The 16,262-nt window shown below is 63.7% G+C and carries 16 protein-coding genes; 9 read left to right on the forward strand and 7 right to left on the reverse strand.

The features are described 5' to 3' along the window. The first annotated feature begins 77 nt into the window (after positions 1–77). A complete protein-coding gene (locus E8E91_RS18285) occupies positions 78–1,736 on the forward strand; it encodes a nitrite/sulfite reductase (protein ID WP_280377568.1) in 1,659 nt (552 codons plus the stop codon). Beyond that, positions 1,720–2,220 (forward strand): DUF934 domain-containing protein, encoded by a 501-nt coding sequence (locus E8E91_RS18290; protein WP_280377570.1) that lies wholly within the window; start codon positions 1,720–1,722, stop codon positions 2,218–2,220. The genes E8E91_RS18285 and E8E91_RS18290 overlap by 17 nt, the downstream gene beginning before the upstream one ends. Before the next feature lie 164 nt (positions 2,221–2,384). On the opposite strand, the gene E8E91_RS18295 is transcribed toward E8E91_RS18290, so the two are convergent. Next, entirely contained in the window at positions 2,385–2,966 is a 582-nt protein-coding gene (locus E8E91_RS18295) for a TetR/AcrR family transcriptional regulator (protein ID WP_280377572.1), read from the reverse strand. A 113-nt stretch (positions 2,967–3,079) separates the two neighbouring features. On the opposite strand from E8E91_RS18295, the gene E8E91_RS18300 reads away from it, so the two are divergent. Further along, entirely contained in the window at positions 3,080–3,517 is a 438-nt protein-coding gene (locus E8E91_RS18300; RefSeq protein WP_280377574.1) for a hotdog fold domain-containing protein, read from the forward strand. Between the two features lie 42 nt (positions 3,518–3,559). On the opposite strand, the gene sohB is transcribed toward E8E91_RS18300, so the two are convergent. Beyond that, entirely contained in the window at positions 3,560–4,585 is a 1,026-nt protein-coding gene (sohB, locus tag E8E91_RS18305; protein WP_280377577.1) for a protease SohB, read from the reverse strand. 209 nt (positions 4,586–4,794) lie between these two features. Between sohB and E8E91_RS18310 the strand changes: the two genes are divergently transcribed. The 4 genes from E8E91_RS18310 (at position 4,795) to E8E91_RS18325 (ending at position 7,949) form a co-directional block, all read left to right on the forward strand. Beyond that, positions 4,795–5,505: a histidine phosphatase family protein gene (locus E8E91_RS18310; RefSeq protein WP_280377579.1), complete on the forward strand. Its 711-nt coding sequence runs from the start codon at positions 4,795–4,797 to the stop codon at positions 5,503–5,505. A 58-nt stretch (positions 5,506–5,563) separates the two neighbouring features. After that, positions 5,564–5,878, forward strand: a complete 315-nt coding sequence (locus tag E8E91_RS18315; RefSeq protein WP_280368748.1) for an SCP2 sterol-binding domain-containing protein — start codon at positions 5,564–5,566, stop codon at positions 5,876–5,878. Positions 5,879–6,085: 207 nt separating this feature from the next. After that, positions 6,086–7,156: a phosphotransferase family protein gene (locus E8E91_RS18320; RefSeq protein WP_280377582.1), complete on the forward strand. Its 1,071-nt coding sequence runs from the start codon at positions 6,086–6,088 to the stop codon at positions 7,154–7,156. 25 nt (positions 7,157–7,181) lie between these two features. Then, on the forward strand, positions 7,182–7,949 hold the full coding sequence (locus E8E91_RS18325; protein ID WP_280368754.1) for an SDR family oxidoreductase: 768 nt from the start codon (positions 7,182–7,184) through the stop codon (positions 7,947–7,949). 365 nt (positions 7,950–8,314) lie between these two features. On the opposite strand, the gene E8E91_RS18330 is transcribed toward E8E91_RS18325, so the two are convergent. Beyond that, on the reverse strand, positions 8,315–8,965 hold the full coding sequence (locus tag E8E91_RS18330) for a hypothetical protein (protein WP_280368756.1): 651 nt from the start codon (positions 8,963–8,965) through the stop codon (positions 8,315–8,317). Between the two features lie 106 nt (positions 8,966–9,071). Between E8E91_RS18330 and E8E91_RS18335 the strand changes: the two genes are divergently transcribed. Further along, positions 9,072–9,845 (forward strand): TSUP family transporter, encoded by a 774-nt coding sequence (locus E8E91_RS18335; protein WP_280377810.1) that lies wholly within the window; start codon positions 9,072–9,074, stop codon positions 9,843–9,845. Here E8E91_RS18335 and nudC read toward each other — a convergent pair. The 3 genes from nudC to E8E91_RS18350 are packed head-to-tail and all read right to left on the reverse strand — an operon-like array spanning position 9,819 to position 13,181. Beyond that, positions 9,819–10,652 carry an NAD(+) diphosphatase gene (gene nudC, locus E8E91_RS18340; RefSeq protein WP_280377584.1) on the reverse strand — a complete coding sequence of 278 codons (834 nt, stop codon included), beginning with the start codon at positions 10,650–10,652 and terminating at the stop codon, positions 9,819–9,821. The two genes, E8E91_RS18335 and nudC, sit on opposite strands and share 27 nt — an antisense overlap. A 1-nt stretch (position 10,653) precedes the next feature. After that, the gene (locus E8E91_RS18345; RefSeq protein WP_280377586.1) at positions 10,654–12,330 is read right to left on the reverse strand and encodes a ferrous iron transporter B; all 1,677 of its coding nucleotides are present in this window, start codon (positions 12,328–12,330) and stop codon (positions 10,654–10,656) included. A gap of 38 nt (positions 12,331–12,368) precedes the next feature. Continuing rightward, on the reverse strand, positions 12,369–13,181 hold the full coding sequence (locus E8E91_RS18350; RefSeq protein WP_280377589.1) for a crotonase/enoyl-CoA hydratase family protein: 813 nt from the start codon (positions 13,179–13,181) through the stop codon (positions 12,369–12,371). Positions 13,182–13,400: 219 nt separating this feature from the next. Here E8E91_RS18350 and nhaB point away from each other — a divergent pair, with 219 nt between their 5' ends. Continuing rightward, positions 13,401–14,903: a sodium/proton antiporter NhaB gene (gene nhaB / locus E8E91_RS18355; RefSeq protein ID WP_280377591.1), complete on the forward strand. Its 1,503-nt coding sequence runs from the start codon at positions 13,401–13,403 to the stop codon at positions 14,901–14,903. On the opposite strand, the gene E8E91_RS18360 is transcribed toward nhaB, so the two are convergent. Next, entirely contained in the window at positions 14,887–16,251 is a 1,365-nt protein-coding gene (locus E8E91_RS18360) for an amino acid permease (protein ID WP_280377593.1), read from the reverse strand. The genes nhaB and E8E91_RS18360 overlap by 17 nt on opposite strands. Positions 16,252–16,262: the final 11 nt, after the last annotated feature.

Consider the following 16,262-nt stretch of genomic DNA (forward strand, 5'->3'; position numbering starts at 1 on the left):
ATCTTCCTCCGGCTCCGCGGGGAGTGCGCGGCCGTGCGCGCAGAAAAGCTGTAAGCAGCCTGACAACAGGACATTTCATGTACGTATACGACGAGTACGATCAACGGATCGTCGAGGACCGCGTCAAGCAGTTCCGCGATCAGACCCGCCGCTATCTGGAAGGCACGCTTTCGGGAGAGGAATTCCGCCCGCTGCGCCTGCAGAACGGCCTGTACATCCAGCGTTACGCGCCCATGCTGCGCGTCGCCGTGCCCTATGGCCTGCTTTCTTCCGTGCAGGTGCGCAAGCTGGCTCAGATCGCTCGCGACTACGACAAGGGCTACGCCCACATCAGCACCCGCCAGAACGTCCAGTACAACTGGCCGGAACTGGAAGACGTGCCGGAAATTCTCGCCGAGCTGGCCACCGTGCAGATGCACGCCATCCAGACCAGCGGCAACTGCATCCGCAACACCACCACCGACCAGTTCGCCGGCGTCGCCCGTGACGAACTCGTCGACCCGCGCCCCTGGTGCGAGATCATCCGTCAGTGGTCCACCTTCCACCCGGAATTCTCCCACCTGCCGCGCAAGTTCAAGATCGCCGTCAATGGCGCCGTGAGCGACCGCGCTGCTATCGAAGTCCACGACATCGGCCTGGAAGCAGTACAGAACGCTGCCGGCGAGCTGGGCTTCCGCGTATCCGTGGGCGGCGGCCTGGGCCGTACCCCGATCGTCGGCAGCTTCATCAATGAATTCCTGCCCTGGCAGCACCTGATCAGCTATCTCGACGCCATCCTGCGCGTGTACAACCGCTATGGCCGTCGCGATAACAAGTACAAGGCGCGGATCAAGATCCTCGTCAAGGCGCTGACCCCCGAAGTCTTCGCTGAGCGCGTGAACGCCGAGTGGGCCCACCTGAAGGATGGCCCCACCACCCTGACCGAAGAAGAAGTGGCACGCGTTGCCAAGCACTTCGTCGATCCGTCGTACAAGGCCCTGGAAGACCAGGACGCCGCCCTCGCCGCACTGGAAGCCGAGCACCCCGGCTTCGCTCGCTGGCGCGTGCGCAACGTCATCGCCCACAAGAAGCCCGGCTACGCCGCAGTAACCCTGTCGCTCAAGCCCACTGGCGTGGCACCTGGCGACGTCACCGACAAGCAGCTGGACGCCATCGCCGACCTGGCCGATCGCTACAGCTTCGGTGAAGTGCGCAACAGCCATAACCAGAACATCATCCTGGCCGACGTCGAGCAGTCCCAGCTGTTCACCCTGTGGGGCGAACTGCGCGAGCTCGGTTTCGCCACCCCGAACGTGGGCCTGCTGACCGACATCATCTGCTGCCCGGGCGGCGACTTCTGCTCCCTGGCCAACGCCAAGTCGATCCCGGTGGCCGAAGCCATCCAGCGCCGCTTCGATGACCTGGACTACCTGTTCGACATCGGCAACCTCGACCTGAACATTTCCGGCTGCATGAACGCCTGCGGCCACCACCACGTGGGCCACATCGGCATCCTCGGCGTGGACAAGAAAGGCCAGGAGTTCTACCAGGTATCCCTCGGCGGCAGTGCCGGCCGTGACGCCAGCCTGGCGCAGATCCTCGGCCCGTCCTTCGCCCAGGACGAAATAGCCGATGTGATCGAGAAGATCATCAAGGTCTACGTGGAACAGCGCACCGAAGACGAGCAATTCCTCGACACCTTCCGCCGTATCGGTATCGACCTGTTCAAGGAGCGCGTATATGCAGCGAATCATTAAGAACGGCCAGGTGATCGACGAAACCTGGCACCTGCTGGCCAAGGACGCGACCCTGGACGGCGTGCCCAACTGCGACGACATCATCGTCCCGCTGGCCCTCTGGCGCGACCACGCTCACGCCCTGAAAGCCCGCGACGGCGGCCTGGGTGTGTGGCTGGACAGCGACGAGGAGATCGAGGAAATCGCCGACCAGCTGGAGTTCTTCCAGGTCATCGCGCTGAACTTCCCGGCCTTCACCGATGGCCGTCACTCCTCCACCGCCTACCTGCTGCGCCAGCGCTACGGCTACAAGGGTGAAGTACGCGCCATCGGCGACGTGCTGCGCGACCAGCTCTTCGCCCTCAAGCGTTGCGGCTTCGACGCCTTTGCCCTGCGCGCGGACAAGGATCCGTACGACGCCATCAAGGCCTTCGAGGACTACTCCGAGGTCTACCAGGCATCCAGCGACCAGCCCCTGCCGCTGTTCCGCCGCCGCACGGCCTGACCGACGCACCAACGAAAAGCCCCGCAATTGCGGGGCTTTTTGTTTGGCGATGCCCCCAATGGGTATACATCTCTGTAGGGGCGAATTCATTCACCAAGGGCGGCGCAGCTGCCCCCGGCTTATTGAGGCCGAACCTTCGGTCCGGTTGGCGAACGAATTCGCCCCTACAACGCACGAACCGCATCCCACGCCACTTGCATGAACAGCTCGCGGCAGTCAGCCAGGCTCGTGCGAGTGCGCCCAGCCAGCCAGTTGCGAGCAAAGTCCTGTGCAGGGCCAATAACCACTGAGGAGAAGCAGTCCGCGGGAATATCCTTGAATGCCCCAGCCTCGCGGTAGTCCTGCAGGACGTCGAAGATGCGCGCATGGTGATCACGATTGGCCTCGCGCAGCTGCTCGCCCACCTCCCCAGCCTCCACCCGCCCGCGGCTGTGCAACACGAAACGCGCCCAATCCGGATTGGCCACCACCCAGTCGACATAGACGCTGACCAGCAGCTTGACGCAGGCCTCGGCACTGGCGGCCTTGGCGAACCCCTCCTGGAGCAACTGCGCGTACTGGCCAACCCCGGCCAAGTAGAGCGCGCCGATAATGCGCTCCTTGTTGCCGAAGTGGTGGTAGAGGCTGCCAATGCTGGCACCGGAACGGTCGCGGATCATCTCGATTGTGGTGGCATCTACGCCCACCTCGGTGAAACACGCCAGAGCAGCCTGGAGGATCTCGTCTTTGCGGGAGGAACGGGCCATGGAACTCCTTGGAAAGGGAATTAGAATATTTTTCTAGAATTATTTTCTAGCACTCGTATACTGCAGCAGCGCGCGCTCATCTTCAATCCACCCTGACGAGAGACTCGAAATCCATGAGCCAGATGTTGCAGATGTTCAAGCAAGCCGGCCCAGAGCAGTTCAGCGCCATGATCGGCCAAGTCGCCCCCTACTTCGCCAGCATTGCCCCGCGCTTCGTCGAACTGCGCCCGGGCTACGCCGAGGTAAGCTTCCCCAAGCGCCGCGAGGTGCTCAACCACATCGGCACCGTGCACGCCATCGCACTGTGCAACGCCGCGGAGTTGGTGGCCGGAACCATGACTGACGCCTCCATTCCTGCCGGCGTGCGCTGGATTCCGCGCGGCATGACGGTCGAGTACCTGGCCAAGGCTTCCGGCGACGTACGCGCTGTAGCAGACGGTAGCGAGCTGGACTGGTCCATCCTGGGCGACGTCAAGGTACCGGTCGTGGCCTACGTCGGCGATACCGCGGTGCTGCGCGCCGAGATCACCATGTACCTGAGCAAGGCCTGAAAATGACGGGGCCCGGTTTCCACCGGGCCCCGCATCGATCCCTTACTGCCAGAAACGCTGCTGGCTGAGACGTTCCCACCAGCTCAGCAACACGCGGTCGATGGCCACGCTGGCAGCCAGGCCGACGCGCTCCTGCAGGCTCTTGCGAGCGGCGTAGTGCAGATGGAACAGCTCGGCGTCCTTGGCACGCGCGGCGAGGTACTCGTCGCTGGTACGCAGTTCATCGACCAGCTTCTTCTCCAGCGCGGCGGTGCCCAGCCAGACTTCACCCGTGGCGATCTCGGCCATGTCCAGTTGCGAGCGATATCGACCGACGAAGCCCTTGAACAGCTCGTGGGTGGATTCCAGGTCTTCCTGGAACTTCTGCCGGCCCTTGTCGGTGTTCTCGCCGAACACGGTGAGGGTGCGCTTGTACTCGCCGGCGGTGAGCACTTCGAAATCGATATCGTGCTTCTTCAGCAGACGATGCACGTTGGGTAGCTGGGCCACGACGCCGATGGAGCCGATGATGGAAAACGGCGCGGCGAGAATCTTGTCGCCGATGCACGCCATCATGTAGCCGCCGCTGGCCGCCACCTTGTCCACGCAAACGGTGAGCGGCACGCCTGCATCACGAATGCGCGCCAGCTGCGAAGACGCCAGGCCGTAGCTGTGCACCATGCCGCCACCGCTTTCCAGGCGCACCACCACTTCGTCCTTGTCCGTGGCCATGGACAGCAGCGCGGTCACTTCATGGCGCAGGTGATCGGTGGCCGACGCCTTGATGTCGCCATCGAAATCCAGCACGAACACCCGAGGCTTGTGCTTGCCCGCTTTCTTCGACTGCTTCGCTGCCTTGGCCTCGGCCTTTTGCGCCGCCTTCAGCTGCGCCTTATCCAGCACCGAATGTTCCAGGCGCTCGCGCAGGCCCTTGTAGAAATCGTTGAGCTTGCGTACATCCAGATGACCGCTGGCGACGCGGCGATTGCGGCCACGCAGTGCAGCAATGGCTGCCAGCACCACCAGGATGGCCACCAGCACGGTAACGGTCCTGGCCAGAAAGCCTGCGTAATCGGCAAAGAACTCCACTTGTATCCCCCTTGTAATCCCTCCTGGCGCCAGCCTTTCGGCGGCGCGACGACCAGCAAGCATAACGGCGCCACCCCCGGCTCGCCAGCGACTGGAAACGTCTTCATAAACAGTGGGAATGCATTCAAACAAGCGTATGTTTTTTCGTTGACAGGCCCCGGGCTTCCCCATATCTTCGCGGGACTTTCAACCTCACGGGACGCCAGTACGTGGGCAGTATCTACCTGATTCGACATGGCCAGGCTTCCTTCGGTGCCGATGACTACGATGTGCTCTCGCCCATCGGTATCCGCCAGGCCGAAGTGCTGGGCGCCCACCTTGCCCAACTAGGCCTGCGCCTCGATCGCTGCTACAGCGGTGATCTGCGACGCCAGCAACACACCGCCCAGGCCGCACTGGCGCAGTTCGACGCTGTCGGCCTCGGCGCTCCTGCGATCCAGATCGATCCGGCCTTCAACGAATTCGACGCAGACGCAGTGATCCGCGCCCTGCTCCCCGACCTGCTCACCGAAGAACCCGAAGCCCTGCACGTGCTGCGCAATGGCGCGCAGAATCGCGCCGAGTTCCAGCGCCTGTTTTCCAAGCTGGTGCTGCGCTGGGTCTCTGGTGAACACGACGTGCCCGACCTGCAAAGCTGGAAGGACTTCGTCGAGCAGGTTCGCGGCGGCCTGGAGCGCATCCTGGCCGAAGCGGACAACAAGCAGAACATTGCCGTGTTCACCTCCGGCGGCACCATCACCGCCCTGCTCCACCTGGTGACCGGCATCCCGGCCGAGAGCGCCTTCGGCCTCAACTGGCAGATCGTCAACACCTCGCTCAACCGCCTGAAGTTCCGCGGCAGCGAGGTGACCCTGGCTTCCTTCAACAGTCATGTGCATCTGGAACTGTTGAAGGCGCCGGAGCTCATCACCTATCGCTGAGCCCGGCCTACTGCGGCCGGACAGGCCGCTGAAAAAACCCTAGAAAAAGGAAAACACCATGACCAACGTTGCTGACATCGTCAAAACCATGCAGTCCAAGTTCAACGCCGGTGCCGCCGCTGGCCTGGACCTGGTGTTCCAGTTCAACATCGAAGACGGCGACAACCACTACCTGGCAGTCAAAGACGGTACCTGCGACGTGCAGCAGGGCGACGCCGCCAACCCGAACGTCACCCTGATCATGGACAGCGCCACCCTGGTTGGCATCATGACCGGCGAAACCGACGGCATGCAGGCTTTCATGGCCGGCAAGCTGCGCGCCGAAGGCGACATGATGCTGGCTATGAAGCTTGGCGAACTGTTCCCGGTCTAAGCTTTTACGCTGAGATCCAGAACGAAGAACCGGAGTCCCAGGGCTCCGGTTTTTTTTCGCCCAATGCATGCACTGTGGGCGAATCAGGCAGCCTGATTGTGCTGCAACACCTTTGTCTATAACGGCTCGTTCGGCTTGTGACGCCCCCAAGGCGGCATTAGATTAGCGAATAATCTCGGGCCCCCATCATAAACAGAAGGGATAAGCATGACGCTTACTGATCAGTCCACCCGCATCCGCGAAGGCGAAGAGCTCGACGCCGCCGTTATCGACCAGTACCTCAAGGCCAACATTCCCGGCCTGGACGGAACGCCGCGCATCAGCCAGTTCCCGGGCGGCGCCTCCAACCTGACGTACCTGCTGGAATACCCCAACCGGGAATTCGTGCTGCGCCGGCCGCCCTTTGGCCACAAGGCCAAGTCCGCCCACGACATGGGTCGCGAGTTCCGCATCCTCAACCAGCTCAACGCCGGCTTCCCCTACTGCCCGAAAGCCCACGTGCACTGCACTGACGAGTCGGTGATCGGCGCCGAGTTCTACGTGATGGATCGGGTGAAGGGCGTGATCCTGCGGGCTGACCTGCCGGCCGACCTGAAGCTTGAAGAAAGCCAGGCCCGCGAACTGTGCCTGAGCTTCATCGACAAGCTGGTCGAGCTGCACAACGTCGACTACAACGCCTGCGGTCTTGGCGACCTGGGCAAGCCGGAAGGCTACGTGCAGCGCCAGATCGCCGGCTGGAGCGACCGCTACGCGAAGGCCCTGACTCCGGACGCACCGACCTGGGAACCGGTCAAGGCCTGGCTCAAGGACAAGATGCCCGCCGACCACCACAAGCCGGCCATCGTCCACAACGACTACCGCTTCGACAACGTGATCCTCGACCCGGCCAACCCGATGAACATCATCGGCGTGCTGGACTGGGAGCTCACCACCATCGGCGATCCGCTGATGGACCTGGGCAACACCCTCGCCTATTGGATCGAGGCAAAGGACCCGGCTCCGGTGCAGCTGATGCGCCGCCAGCCGAGCCATCTGCCGGGCATGCTCACCCGCCAGGAGTTCGCCGACTACTACGCCGAACGCGCCGGCCTGCCGCCCATCACCAACCTCGACTTCTACTACACCTACGGCCTGTTCCGCCTGGCCGGCATCGTGCAGCAGATCTACTACCGCTATTTCCACGGACAGACCCAGGACAAGCGCTTCGCCCAGTTCATCCACATGAACAAGCTGCTGGAGCAGATGAGCCTGCAAGTCATCAAACAATCACGGCTGTAAACCGGCTTACAACAAGGGGAATCCCATGTCCAAGACCAACCTGTTCGACCTCGACGGCAAGATCGCCTTCGTTTCCGGCGCCAGCCGCGGAATCGGTGAATCCATCGCCAAGCTGCTGGCCCAGCAAGGCGCCCACGTGATCGTCTCCAGCCGCAAGATCGAGGGCTGCCAGGCCGTTGCCGACGCCATCATCGCCGAGGGTGGCAAGGCCACCGCCATCGCCTGCCATATCGGTGAGATGGAGCAGATCCAGAGCGTCTTCGCCGAGATCCGCGAGAAGTTCGGTCGCCTCGACATCCTGGTCAACAACGCCGCCACCAACCCGCAGTTCTGCAACGTGCTGGACACCGACCTCTCGGCCTTCCAGAAGACCGTTGACGTCAACATCCGCGGCTACTACTTCATGTCCATCGAAGGCGGCAAGCTGATGAAGCAGAACGGTGGTGGCAGCATCATCAACGTCGCGTCCATCAACGGTGTTTCCCCGGGTGAATTCCAGGGCATCTATTCCGTGACCAAGGCCGCCGTGATCAGCATGACCAAGGTATTCGCCAAGGAATGCGCCCAGTTCGGCATCCGCTGCAACGCCCTGCTCCCGGGCCTGACCGACACCAAGTTCGCCTCGGCCCTGGTGAAGAACGATGCCATCCGCGAAGTCGCCCTGCAGCGTATCCCGCTGAAGCGCGTGGCGGACCCGAGCGAAATGGCCGGCGCCGTGCTGTATCTGGCCAGCGCTGCCTCCAGCTACACCACCGGCGTTGCCCTCAACGTCGACGGTGGCTTCCTCTCCTGAGGATCACGCCCATGAAAAAAGGGAGCCTGATGGCTCCCTTTTTCATGCCTGCAATTCCGTGGAACCGAACATACGAACGACTGCGCTTCTTCTGGCTCCGGACACCGACAGATCCTGCTCCCCCGGTTCACCATTGGAGGCCCGGCGTGGCGCCGCTGGTGGATGAAAAAAGCGCCATCCACCCTTGGGTTAGCGCATGATCTCTACGCCCGGCTCATGACCGAACGTGTAGGAGCGAGCTTGCTCGCGAACAGAGCCGCAAGGGTGGACCACGCTTAACCAGCTCACCATTCGTGGCCCGGCATAGCGCCGCTGGTGGATGAAAAAGGCGCCATACACCCCTGGGCTATGGCGTTGTCCTGGAATCAGCGCCAGTCCTTCAACGCCTCCTTGGCCACCGGGTTCAGCGGCTGGGCCAGCAGGCCGGTGGGTGACAGGCTCACCGAATAGACCGCGCCATCAGCCATGGGCAGATAGGTCACCCGCTGCGCCTCGGGCACGAAGAGGAAGAAGTCACGCTGGGCCATACGTAGCCAGCGCCAGAAGTCGACGCCGTAGAGGCTGCTCGCCAGTTGCGCGCGCGGATGCTGGGCCAGGTTCTGCTGTTCGATGGCGAGGAAGCGGCCCGACAGACGCTCCAGGCGATAGCCCGGTTGTAGCCCCAGCAGGTTGCCCAGTCCTTTCCACTTGAACAGCCGCGCATCCAGTTGCCAGAGGTCGCCATCCAGCAGCACCTCGCGCTCGATGGCCCCTTCCAGCAAGGTGACCTCATAGCTTTGCGGCCCCAGGGACTTGAAGCTCAGGGTCACCAGCGGCTTGTCTTCGGGAAGCGCGTCGTAGCTCCACAGGTCCCGGGCGACCAGCGCTACCAGCAGCGCCAGGGCCAGGAAAGCGAGGCCGCAGGTGCCACGAAGCCAGCCGAGAAACCAGCTGCGATCGAAGAGGATGCGTCCGGCTACGACCGCGACCAACACTGCCAGCAGGGCGGCTGCCCAGGCCAGGCCGTCATACTGCATGGAGCCCATTCCTTATGCTTGAAAATGCCGGCATTATGCGCAACTCCCCCCGCCGCAGCCACAAGCCACGCGGCAGTTGTAGACACGGACCTCGTTTTCCATGCCAATCCCCTTCGAGCTGGCGGTCGATCCCGCCACCCTGGCGATTCTCGCCGCTGTTGCCTTCCTTGCCGGATTCATCGATGCCATCGCTGGCGGCGGCGGCCTGCTGACCATCCCTGCCCTGCTCACCGCCGGCCTGCCACCTCACCTGGTGCTGGGCACCAACAAGCTCTGCGCCACCTTCGGCTCAGCCACTGCCAGCTATACCTTCTACCGCCGCAAGTTGTTCGACCCGTCGAAATGGCGCAATGCGCTGATCGCCACCGCCATCGGCGCGGCCCTGGGCGCGGTGATCGCCCACTGGCTGCCCGCCGAATGGCTCAATCAGATGCTTCCGGTGGTGGTATTCGGATGCGGCCTCTACCTGCTGTTCGGCAAGACCCCGGATGTCCAGCACCATGAGGACGCGCCCATCGCCCGTCGTCGTCAATGGCCCCAAGGGCTTGGCCTCGGGTTCTACGACGGTGTCGCCGGCCCTGGCACGGGCGCCTTCTGGACGGTCAGCAGCCTGCTGCTCTATCCCCTGGATCTGGTGCGTGCCAGCGGCGTTGCCCGCAGCATGAACTTCGTCAGCAACGCCATGGCGCTGGTGGTCTTCATCGCCGCTGGCCAGGTGGCCTGGGCACTGGGGATCAGCATGGGCATCGCACTCATGGCGGGCGCCTTCCTCGGCGCGCGCACCGCCATCCAGGGCGGTGCCAAGTTCATCCGCCCGGTGTTCATCATGGTGGTGTTGGCGCTGACCGCGCGCCTAGTGTGGCAGCACTGGATCGGCTAAGCCGAGACGCCGCGCTACATAGAGGTCGATGAGGTAACGCGCGATGGAGCGCTGCGCCGGCAAGGGCGGCAGCGCATCCAGGCGGAACCAGCGGGCGTCTTCGATCTCGCCCGGCTGCGGCACGATGTCCCCGCTGCGGTACTCGGCATGGAAGCCCAGCATCAGCGAATGCGGGAACGGCCAGTTCTGGCTGGCGATGTACTGGATGTTGCCGATTTCCACGCCCACTTCTTCCCGCACCTCGCGGGCTACGCAGTCTTCCACCGACTCACCCGGCTCGACGAAGCCGGCCAGGGTGCTGTAGACGCCGGTGACGAAGCGCGGCGAGCGCGCCAGCAACAGCTCGTCGCCACGACTGACCAGCACGATCATGCTCGGCGACAGGCGTGGATAGTGGTGGACCTCGCAGCTCGGGCAACGCATCGCACGCTCGCCCGCAACCCGCTCCATGCGCTGCCCGCAGCTGCCGCAGAAACGGTGCTGGTCAGCCCAGGTGCCGATCTGGCTGGCATAGCCGAGCATGCGGAAGATATCGGGATCGCCCTGCAGCATGACCTGGCGCAGCCCCTGCCAGTAGCAGCCGTCCACTGCGGCAGGATGGGCCAGCTCCAGCAGGTAGATCGGATCACCGTCGAAATGGCCGATGCCATGCTCGGCCAGCACCGGCAGCTCCTGGCGCTTCAACCACTCACGGGGAAAGAGCACGCCGTTGCTGTCGGAGAGGAACTGCTGACGGCAGTGGGCCACGGCCCAGCCACCGGGTGTTGCGGCATCCAGCAGCCCCGACTGCCAGCGATCACCGGCCATCTCAGGCTGCCACCGGCAGGCCCAGGGCCCGCACGCTATTGGCCGCCAGGTCGAGCACGTCGGCCTGGAATCCACGACGCATGCCGGCGCCGCCTTCGAGGTAGTACTCCAGGCTGGTCAGGGCATCGGCCAGGGTTTCCAGCATCTGCTCCGACGGCATCGCCGACGTTTCCAGCATCTGCTGCTGGATGTACTCGCCACAGGAGCCGACGAGGGCTGCTGCGCGTTCCTGGCCGAGGAACCAGAGCCCACCGCGAACGGCTTGCAGGCTCACCGGCACGTTGGCCAGGTGCGGTTTTTCGCCGTTGGACTCCAGGTAGGCAGTGATGGCGCGCTTGGCCAGTGCCAGACCAGCCTGGGCTTCGTCGAGCACCACGATGCGCGCTTCGGCCAACTGGTGGTTGGCGAAGGATTCCGCCTCATGGCCCGCCTCGACCGGCTGGCGCACACCGCGACGCTCACCGCTGTCCAGGCCGGCCACCATGCCCTCTACGTAGAGCACGGCATCGGCCAGTTTCAGCAACTCGTTGGCGTCCACCGGTGAGCCTGCGCTCCAGGCAGCGACCAGCGGCAACTGCACCTGCAGGGCATTGCCGGGAGAATTCAGCCCGACCATGACCAGGGTCTTGGCCAGCTTGCCCAGCAGGGCATGGAGATTTCCGAAGGACTCACTGGGCGCGGTACCGCGCTCGATGAGGTCGATCATGTCCTTGACGCTGTTCAGCTCTTCGAAGATGGCCGAGGACAGCGAGCGCATCACCGACTGACCGGGGCCGGACAGGCGCTGGTATTCCTGTTCCAGAAGCTGGTCAGGGAACGGCAGCGCGGTCATCCCAAAGACTTCGCGCAGCTCGCGGGAGCGCGGCCCCTGGCTGTCGGCCAGGGCCACGAGATAAAGGAGTTCCTTCTGCAGGCTGCGCGGCGCTTCATAGGCGGCATTGCTCAGCAGCAGCTTGAGTTCACGGTCCACGCGGGAGAACAGTTGCTTGCGCGACTTGCGAGCGAGCAATTGGCCGTCCAGCTGCGCCTCGATGGCTGCGGCACCGATCCAACCCAGGCGTCCGCGGGGCTGATCGGCGTACAGGCGCTCGATGCCGCCCAGGGCGCGCTCCATTGTGCGCAAGGCGCTCGGCACCTTCTGGCCACGCAGGAATCCGAGCAGGCCCTGCTGGTACGCCTGGCGGAAACGCCGCCCCAGCGCTTCGGCATCGAGGCCTTCCGGCAGACCGGGCACCGCTGTCTGGCGCGACTGATCCAGGCGCACGCTGAAGAAATAGCTCTCGGGCAGCGGTGGCTGACCGCCAGCCTGGCGCAGGTCGTTGATGGCCGGCAGCAGCAGCTCGGGCATTTCCTGCCGATGCACGTCGAGGTTTTCCAGGTAGCGGCGCAGCACGTGCAGTGCATTGCTCAAGGCCGCCAGCTGGACATCGCGCTCCTCACCGGCACCGGCGGGAATGTCGGTGGACTGGTCGAGCAGCTCCTGCGCCAGCAGTTCGGCGCCGGTCAGCTCGATCAGATTGAGCGTGCCACGCACCTGGTGCATGGCCTCCACCGCCAGTTGCAGCAGACTGCCGTTCTGGCGCTCGGCAATGAAGTGCTCGAGGCTCTGTTCCGCCTGCTCCATGGTGGCGAACAGTTCATCGCGCACGAGACCCAGCGAAGTGACTCCAGTGACCATGCCTCAGTGCGCCTCCCGCGCGAGTGTGCGGTACCGCATCAGTCAGCGAACTCTGGCTTCTGCTTGCTCATATGGGCCGTCATCGCCACGCGCAGATCGGCCGATTGCAGCATGGCTGCGTTCCAGGTGGCGATGTACTCGAGACCATCATCTACTCGATGGTCGCGCATGTAACGGATCATTTCCTTGGTGCCGCGCACTGCGATGGGCGACTTGGCGGCGATCTGATGTGCAATGCCGAACACGCCGTCGAGCAGCGCGTCCTGGTTCTCGAACGTACGGTTGACCAGACCCAGGCGCTGGGCCTCTTCACCGTCGATGGTGCGGCCGGTGTAGGCCAGTTCGCGCATCATGCCGTCGCCGATGATGCGCGGCAGGCGCTGCAGGGTGCCCACATCGGCGGCCATGCCGATGTCGATTTCCTTGATGGAGAACTGCGCATCACCCGTCGAATAGCGCATGTCGCAGGCCGAGATCAGGTCGATGGCGCCGCCCAGGCAGTAACCCTGGATGGCCGCGATCACCGGCTTGCTGCAGTTGTCGACGGCATTGAACGAAGCCTGCAGCTCTAGAATCTTGCGGCGTAGTGCGCGGGCATTGCGACCGGCATCCGGCCCCAACTGGGCGCCGACCGAGGCCAGCATCATCAGGTCGATGCCGGAGGAGAAATGCTTGCCCGCACCGGAAAGCACCACCACCCGTACTTCGTCGTTGTCCTCGATCTCGCGGAAGATTTCGACGATTTCCTTCCAGAAATCCGCGTTCATCGCGTTGATCTTTTCCGGACGGTTGATCTGCACATGGGCGATCTTGTCTGCCAACTCTACACGGAAGGCTTTGTAATCAGGCACGGGTCTGTCCTCGGCGTGCGCCATTGAAATGGTGTCATTCAGGAAGCCCGGCAACTATAACAAGCACAAGGTAAAAGTCGATGCCGCCCACTGTGACGCAGGCCACGCCATGCAATGACCACTTCACTTGGAAAAGCCGGCTTAAGCGCTTGATCTACCTAGACCGGGCTGGCACCTTCCCAGCGCCTTCCATCCACCACACGTCCAGGGACAACCTCAATGTCCGCCTCACCTGCCGCGGCCATCGGCCGCAACTTTCTCGGCAACTCGCCGCAGTGGTACAAGCTGTCGATCATCGCCTTCCTGGTGCTGAACCCGCTGGCGCTCTGGTCGCTGGGACCGGTGGTGGCGTCGTGGATGCTGGTGGGCGAGTTCATCTTCGCCCTGGCCATGGCGCTCAAGTGCTATCCGCTGCTGCCCGGCGGGCTGCTGGTGGTCGAAGCGCTGCTGCTCGACCTGGCGACACCGCAGGCTGTGTATGAGGAGCTGCAGCACAACTTCCCGGTCATCCTGCTGCTGATGTTCATGGTGGCCGGCATCTACTTCATGAAGGACCTGCTGCTCCTGCTATTCTCCCGCCTGTTGCTCGGCGTGCGCAGCAAGACGCTGTTGGCGCTGATGTTCTGCCTGCTGGCGGCCTTCCTCTCGGCCTTCCTCGATGCACTCACAGTGACTGCCGTGATCATCAGCGTCTGCCTGGGTTTCTACGCCGTTTACCACCGCGTGGCCTCGGGTAATGGTGCGAACGAAGAATACAGTCCGGATTCCGACAACGAGATTGCCGGCTCCAGCCGGGAGGACCTGGACACCTTCCGCGCCTTTCTCCGCAGCCTGCTGATGCATGCCGCTGTAGGCACCGCACTGGGTGGCGTCTGCACGCTGGTGGGCGAGCCACAAAACCTGCTGATCGGCCACGAGGCCGGCTGGCATTTCAAAGACTTCTTCTTCAACGTCGCGCCGGTGTCCATGCCGGTCCTGGCGGCCGGTCTGCTGACCTGCGTGCTGCTGGAGAAGCTGCGCTGGTTCGGCTATGGCGCGCAGCTGCCGGACAACGTGCGGCGGATTCTGGCGGAGTTCGCCCATGCAGAAGGCACTCAGCGCACCCAGAGCCAGCGCCTGGCACTGATGGTCCAGGGCGCTGCGGCGCTGCTTCTGATTGTCTGCCTCGCGCTGCATGTGGCCGAGGTGGGCCTGATCGGCCTGCTGGTCATCGTGCTGATCACCAGCTTCAACGGCATCACCGACGAACACCAGATTGGCCGGGCCTTTCAGGACGCCCTGCCCTTCACCGCGCTGCTGGTGGCGTTCTTCGCGGTCGTGGCGGTGATCCAGCAGCAGCACCTGTTCACGCCGATCATCCATGCGGTACTGGCACTGCCGGTGGAACAGCAGCCGGGCATGCTGTTCATCGCCAACGGACTGCTGTCGGCCATCAGCGACAACGTCTTCGTCGCCACCATCTACATCACGGAAGTGAAGAGCGCATTGCAGGCCGGGAACATGACCCGCGAGCACTTCGATACCCTGGCGGTGGCCATCAACACCGGCACCAACCTGCCCAGCGTCGCCACCCCCAACGGCCAGGCCGCCTTCCTCTTCCTGCTCACATCTTCCATCGCACCGCTGGTGCGCCTGTCTTACGGACGCATGGTGTGGATGGCCCTGCCCTACACCATCGTGATGGGCGTGCTCGGCTGGTGGGCCGTCAGCTACTGGCTCTGACGGCTGTCTCCGCCTGCACCCGATTGCGCCACTGGCGCCAGGTGTACAGCGGGATGCCGGCCATCAGCACGAGGAAGCCCCAGAAGATGGCCTGCTCGCCGGTGCCATACAGGGCCCAGATGGAATAGATGAAGCCGAGCACGCCGATGGCCACCAGGCGGCCTCGTTCGCGCTCGGAGAAATCACCCGGTTTCACCGCCAGTTGCTGCAGCAACGCGGCGGTGCAGAAGGCGTAGGGCACGACACCCGTCATGGTGCCGAGCAGGATGATGACGTTGAACACGTCCACCAGGTCGCCCCGCCCATCGACCAGCACCAACGCCGTGACCAGCACGCCGGATACCAGCAGGCCATGGGCTGGCACGCCATATTTGTTGGTCTGCGCCAGGGACTCGGGCAGCAGGCCGTCACGAGCGGTGGCCATGGGAATCTGCCCTTGCAGCAGTACCCAGCCATTCAGCGCACCAAGGCAAGCGATCACCGCGCCCGCCGCCACCAGGTGATAACCCCACTCCCCCACCAGCACCCGCGCTGCGTCGGCGAAGGGTGCAGTGGAGCGCATCAGCACGTCCGGCGGCAGCACACCTTGTACAGCGGTGATGGAGAGGATGTAGACCCCGGCCGCCACCAGGGTGCCGAATACCGTGGCACGGGGAATGGTGCGCTTGGGATTGTCGACATCGTCCGCCGGCACGGTCGCCGACTCCAGTCCGATGAACGACCAGAGCGTCAGTGCCGCCGTGGTGGCGATGGCATTGGCGTATCCGCCAGCGCCTGGCGGCAGCTCACTGACCTCGGGAATACGCAAGTATTCGGGATGGAAGGAGAACCAGCCGAGTATCCCCACCAGCAGCAGTGGGATGAGTTTGAGCGCGGTGAGAATGTTCTGCGCCAGGCCAAAAGCACCGATGCCGCGCAGGTTGATCAGGGTGCACAGCCAGATCGCGCCGATGGCGGTGCCCACCATCAGCACCGGATCGCGCAGCGCGGGGATGAACACCTGCAGATAACCCACCAGGGTCACCGCGATGGCCGCGTTACCAATCCAGGCCGCCTTCCAATACGTCCAGGCGCAAAGGTAGCCGGCAAAGCTGCCAAAGCCATCGCGCGTGTAGGCGTAGGGCCCACCAGCCGAGGGGTTGAGCCTGGCCAGGCGGGCAAAGGTCAGTGCCAGGATCACCGCGCCAGTACTGGAAATCAGCCAACCGAACAGGCTGAGGCCACCGTAGGCGGCCAGGCTTGAGGGCAGCAGGAACACGCCCGAGCCAATCATGTTGCCCACCACCAATGCAGTACAGGTCCAGAACCCCATTCTGCCGCGAGGCTTCGCCCCTTCCCCAGTCGCCATCGCGTTCCCCC

Origin of the sequence: Pseudomonas sp. BN515, from assembly GCF_029873155.1 — a bacterium.
Lineage (GTDB): Bacteria > Pseudomonadota > Gammaproteobacteria > Pseudomonadales > Pseudomonadaceae > Metapseudomonas.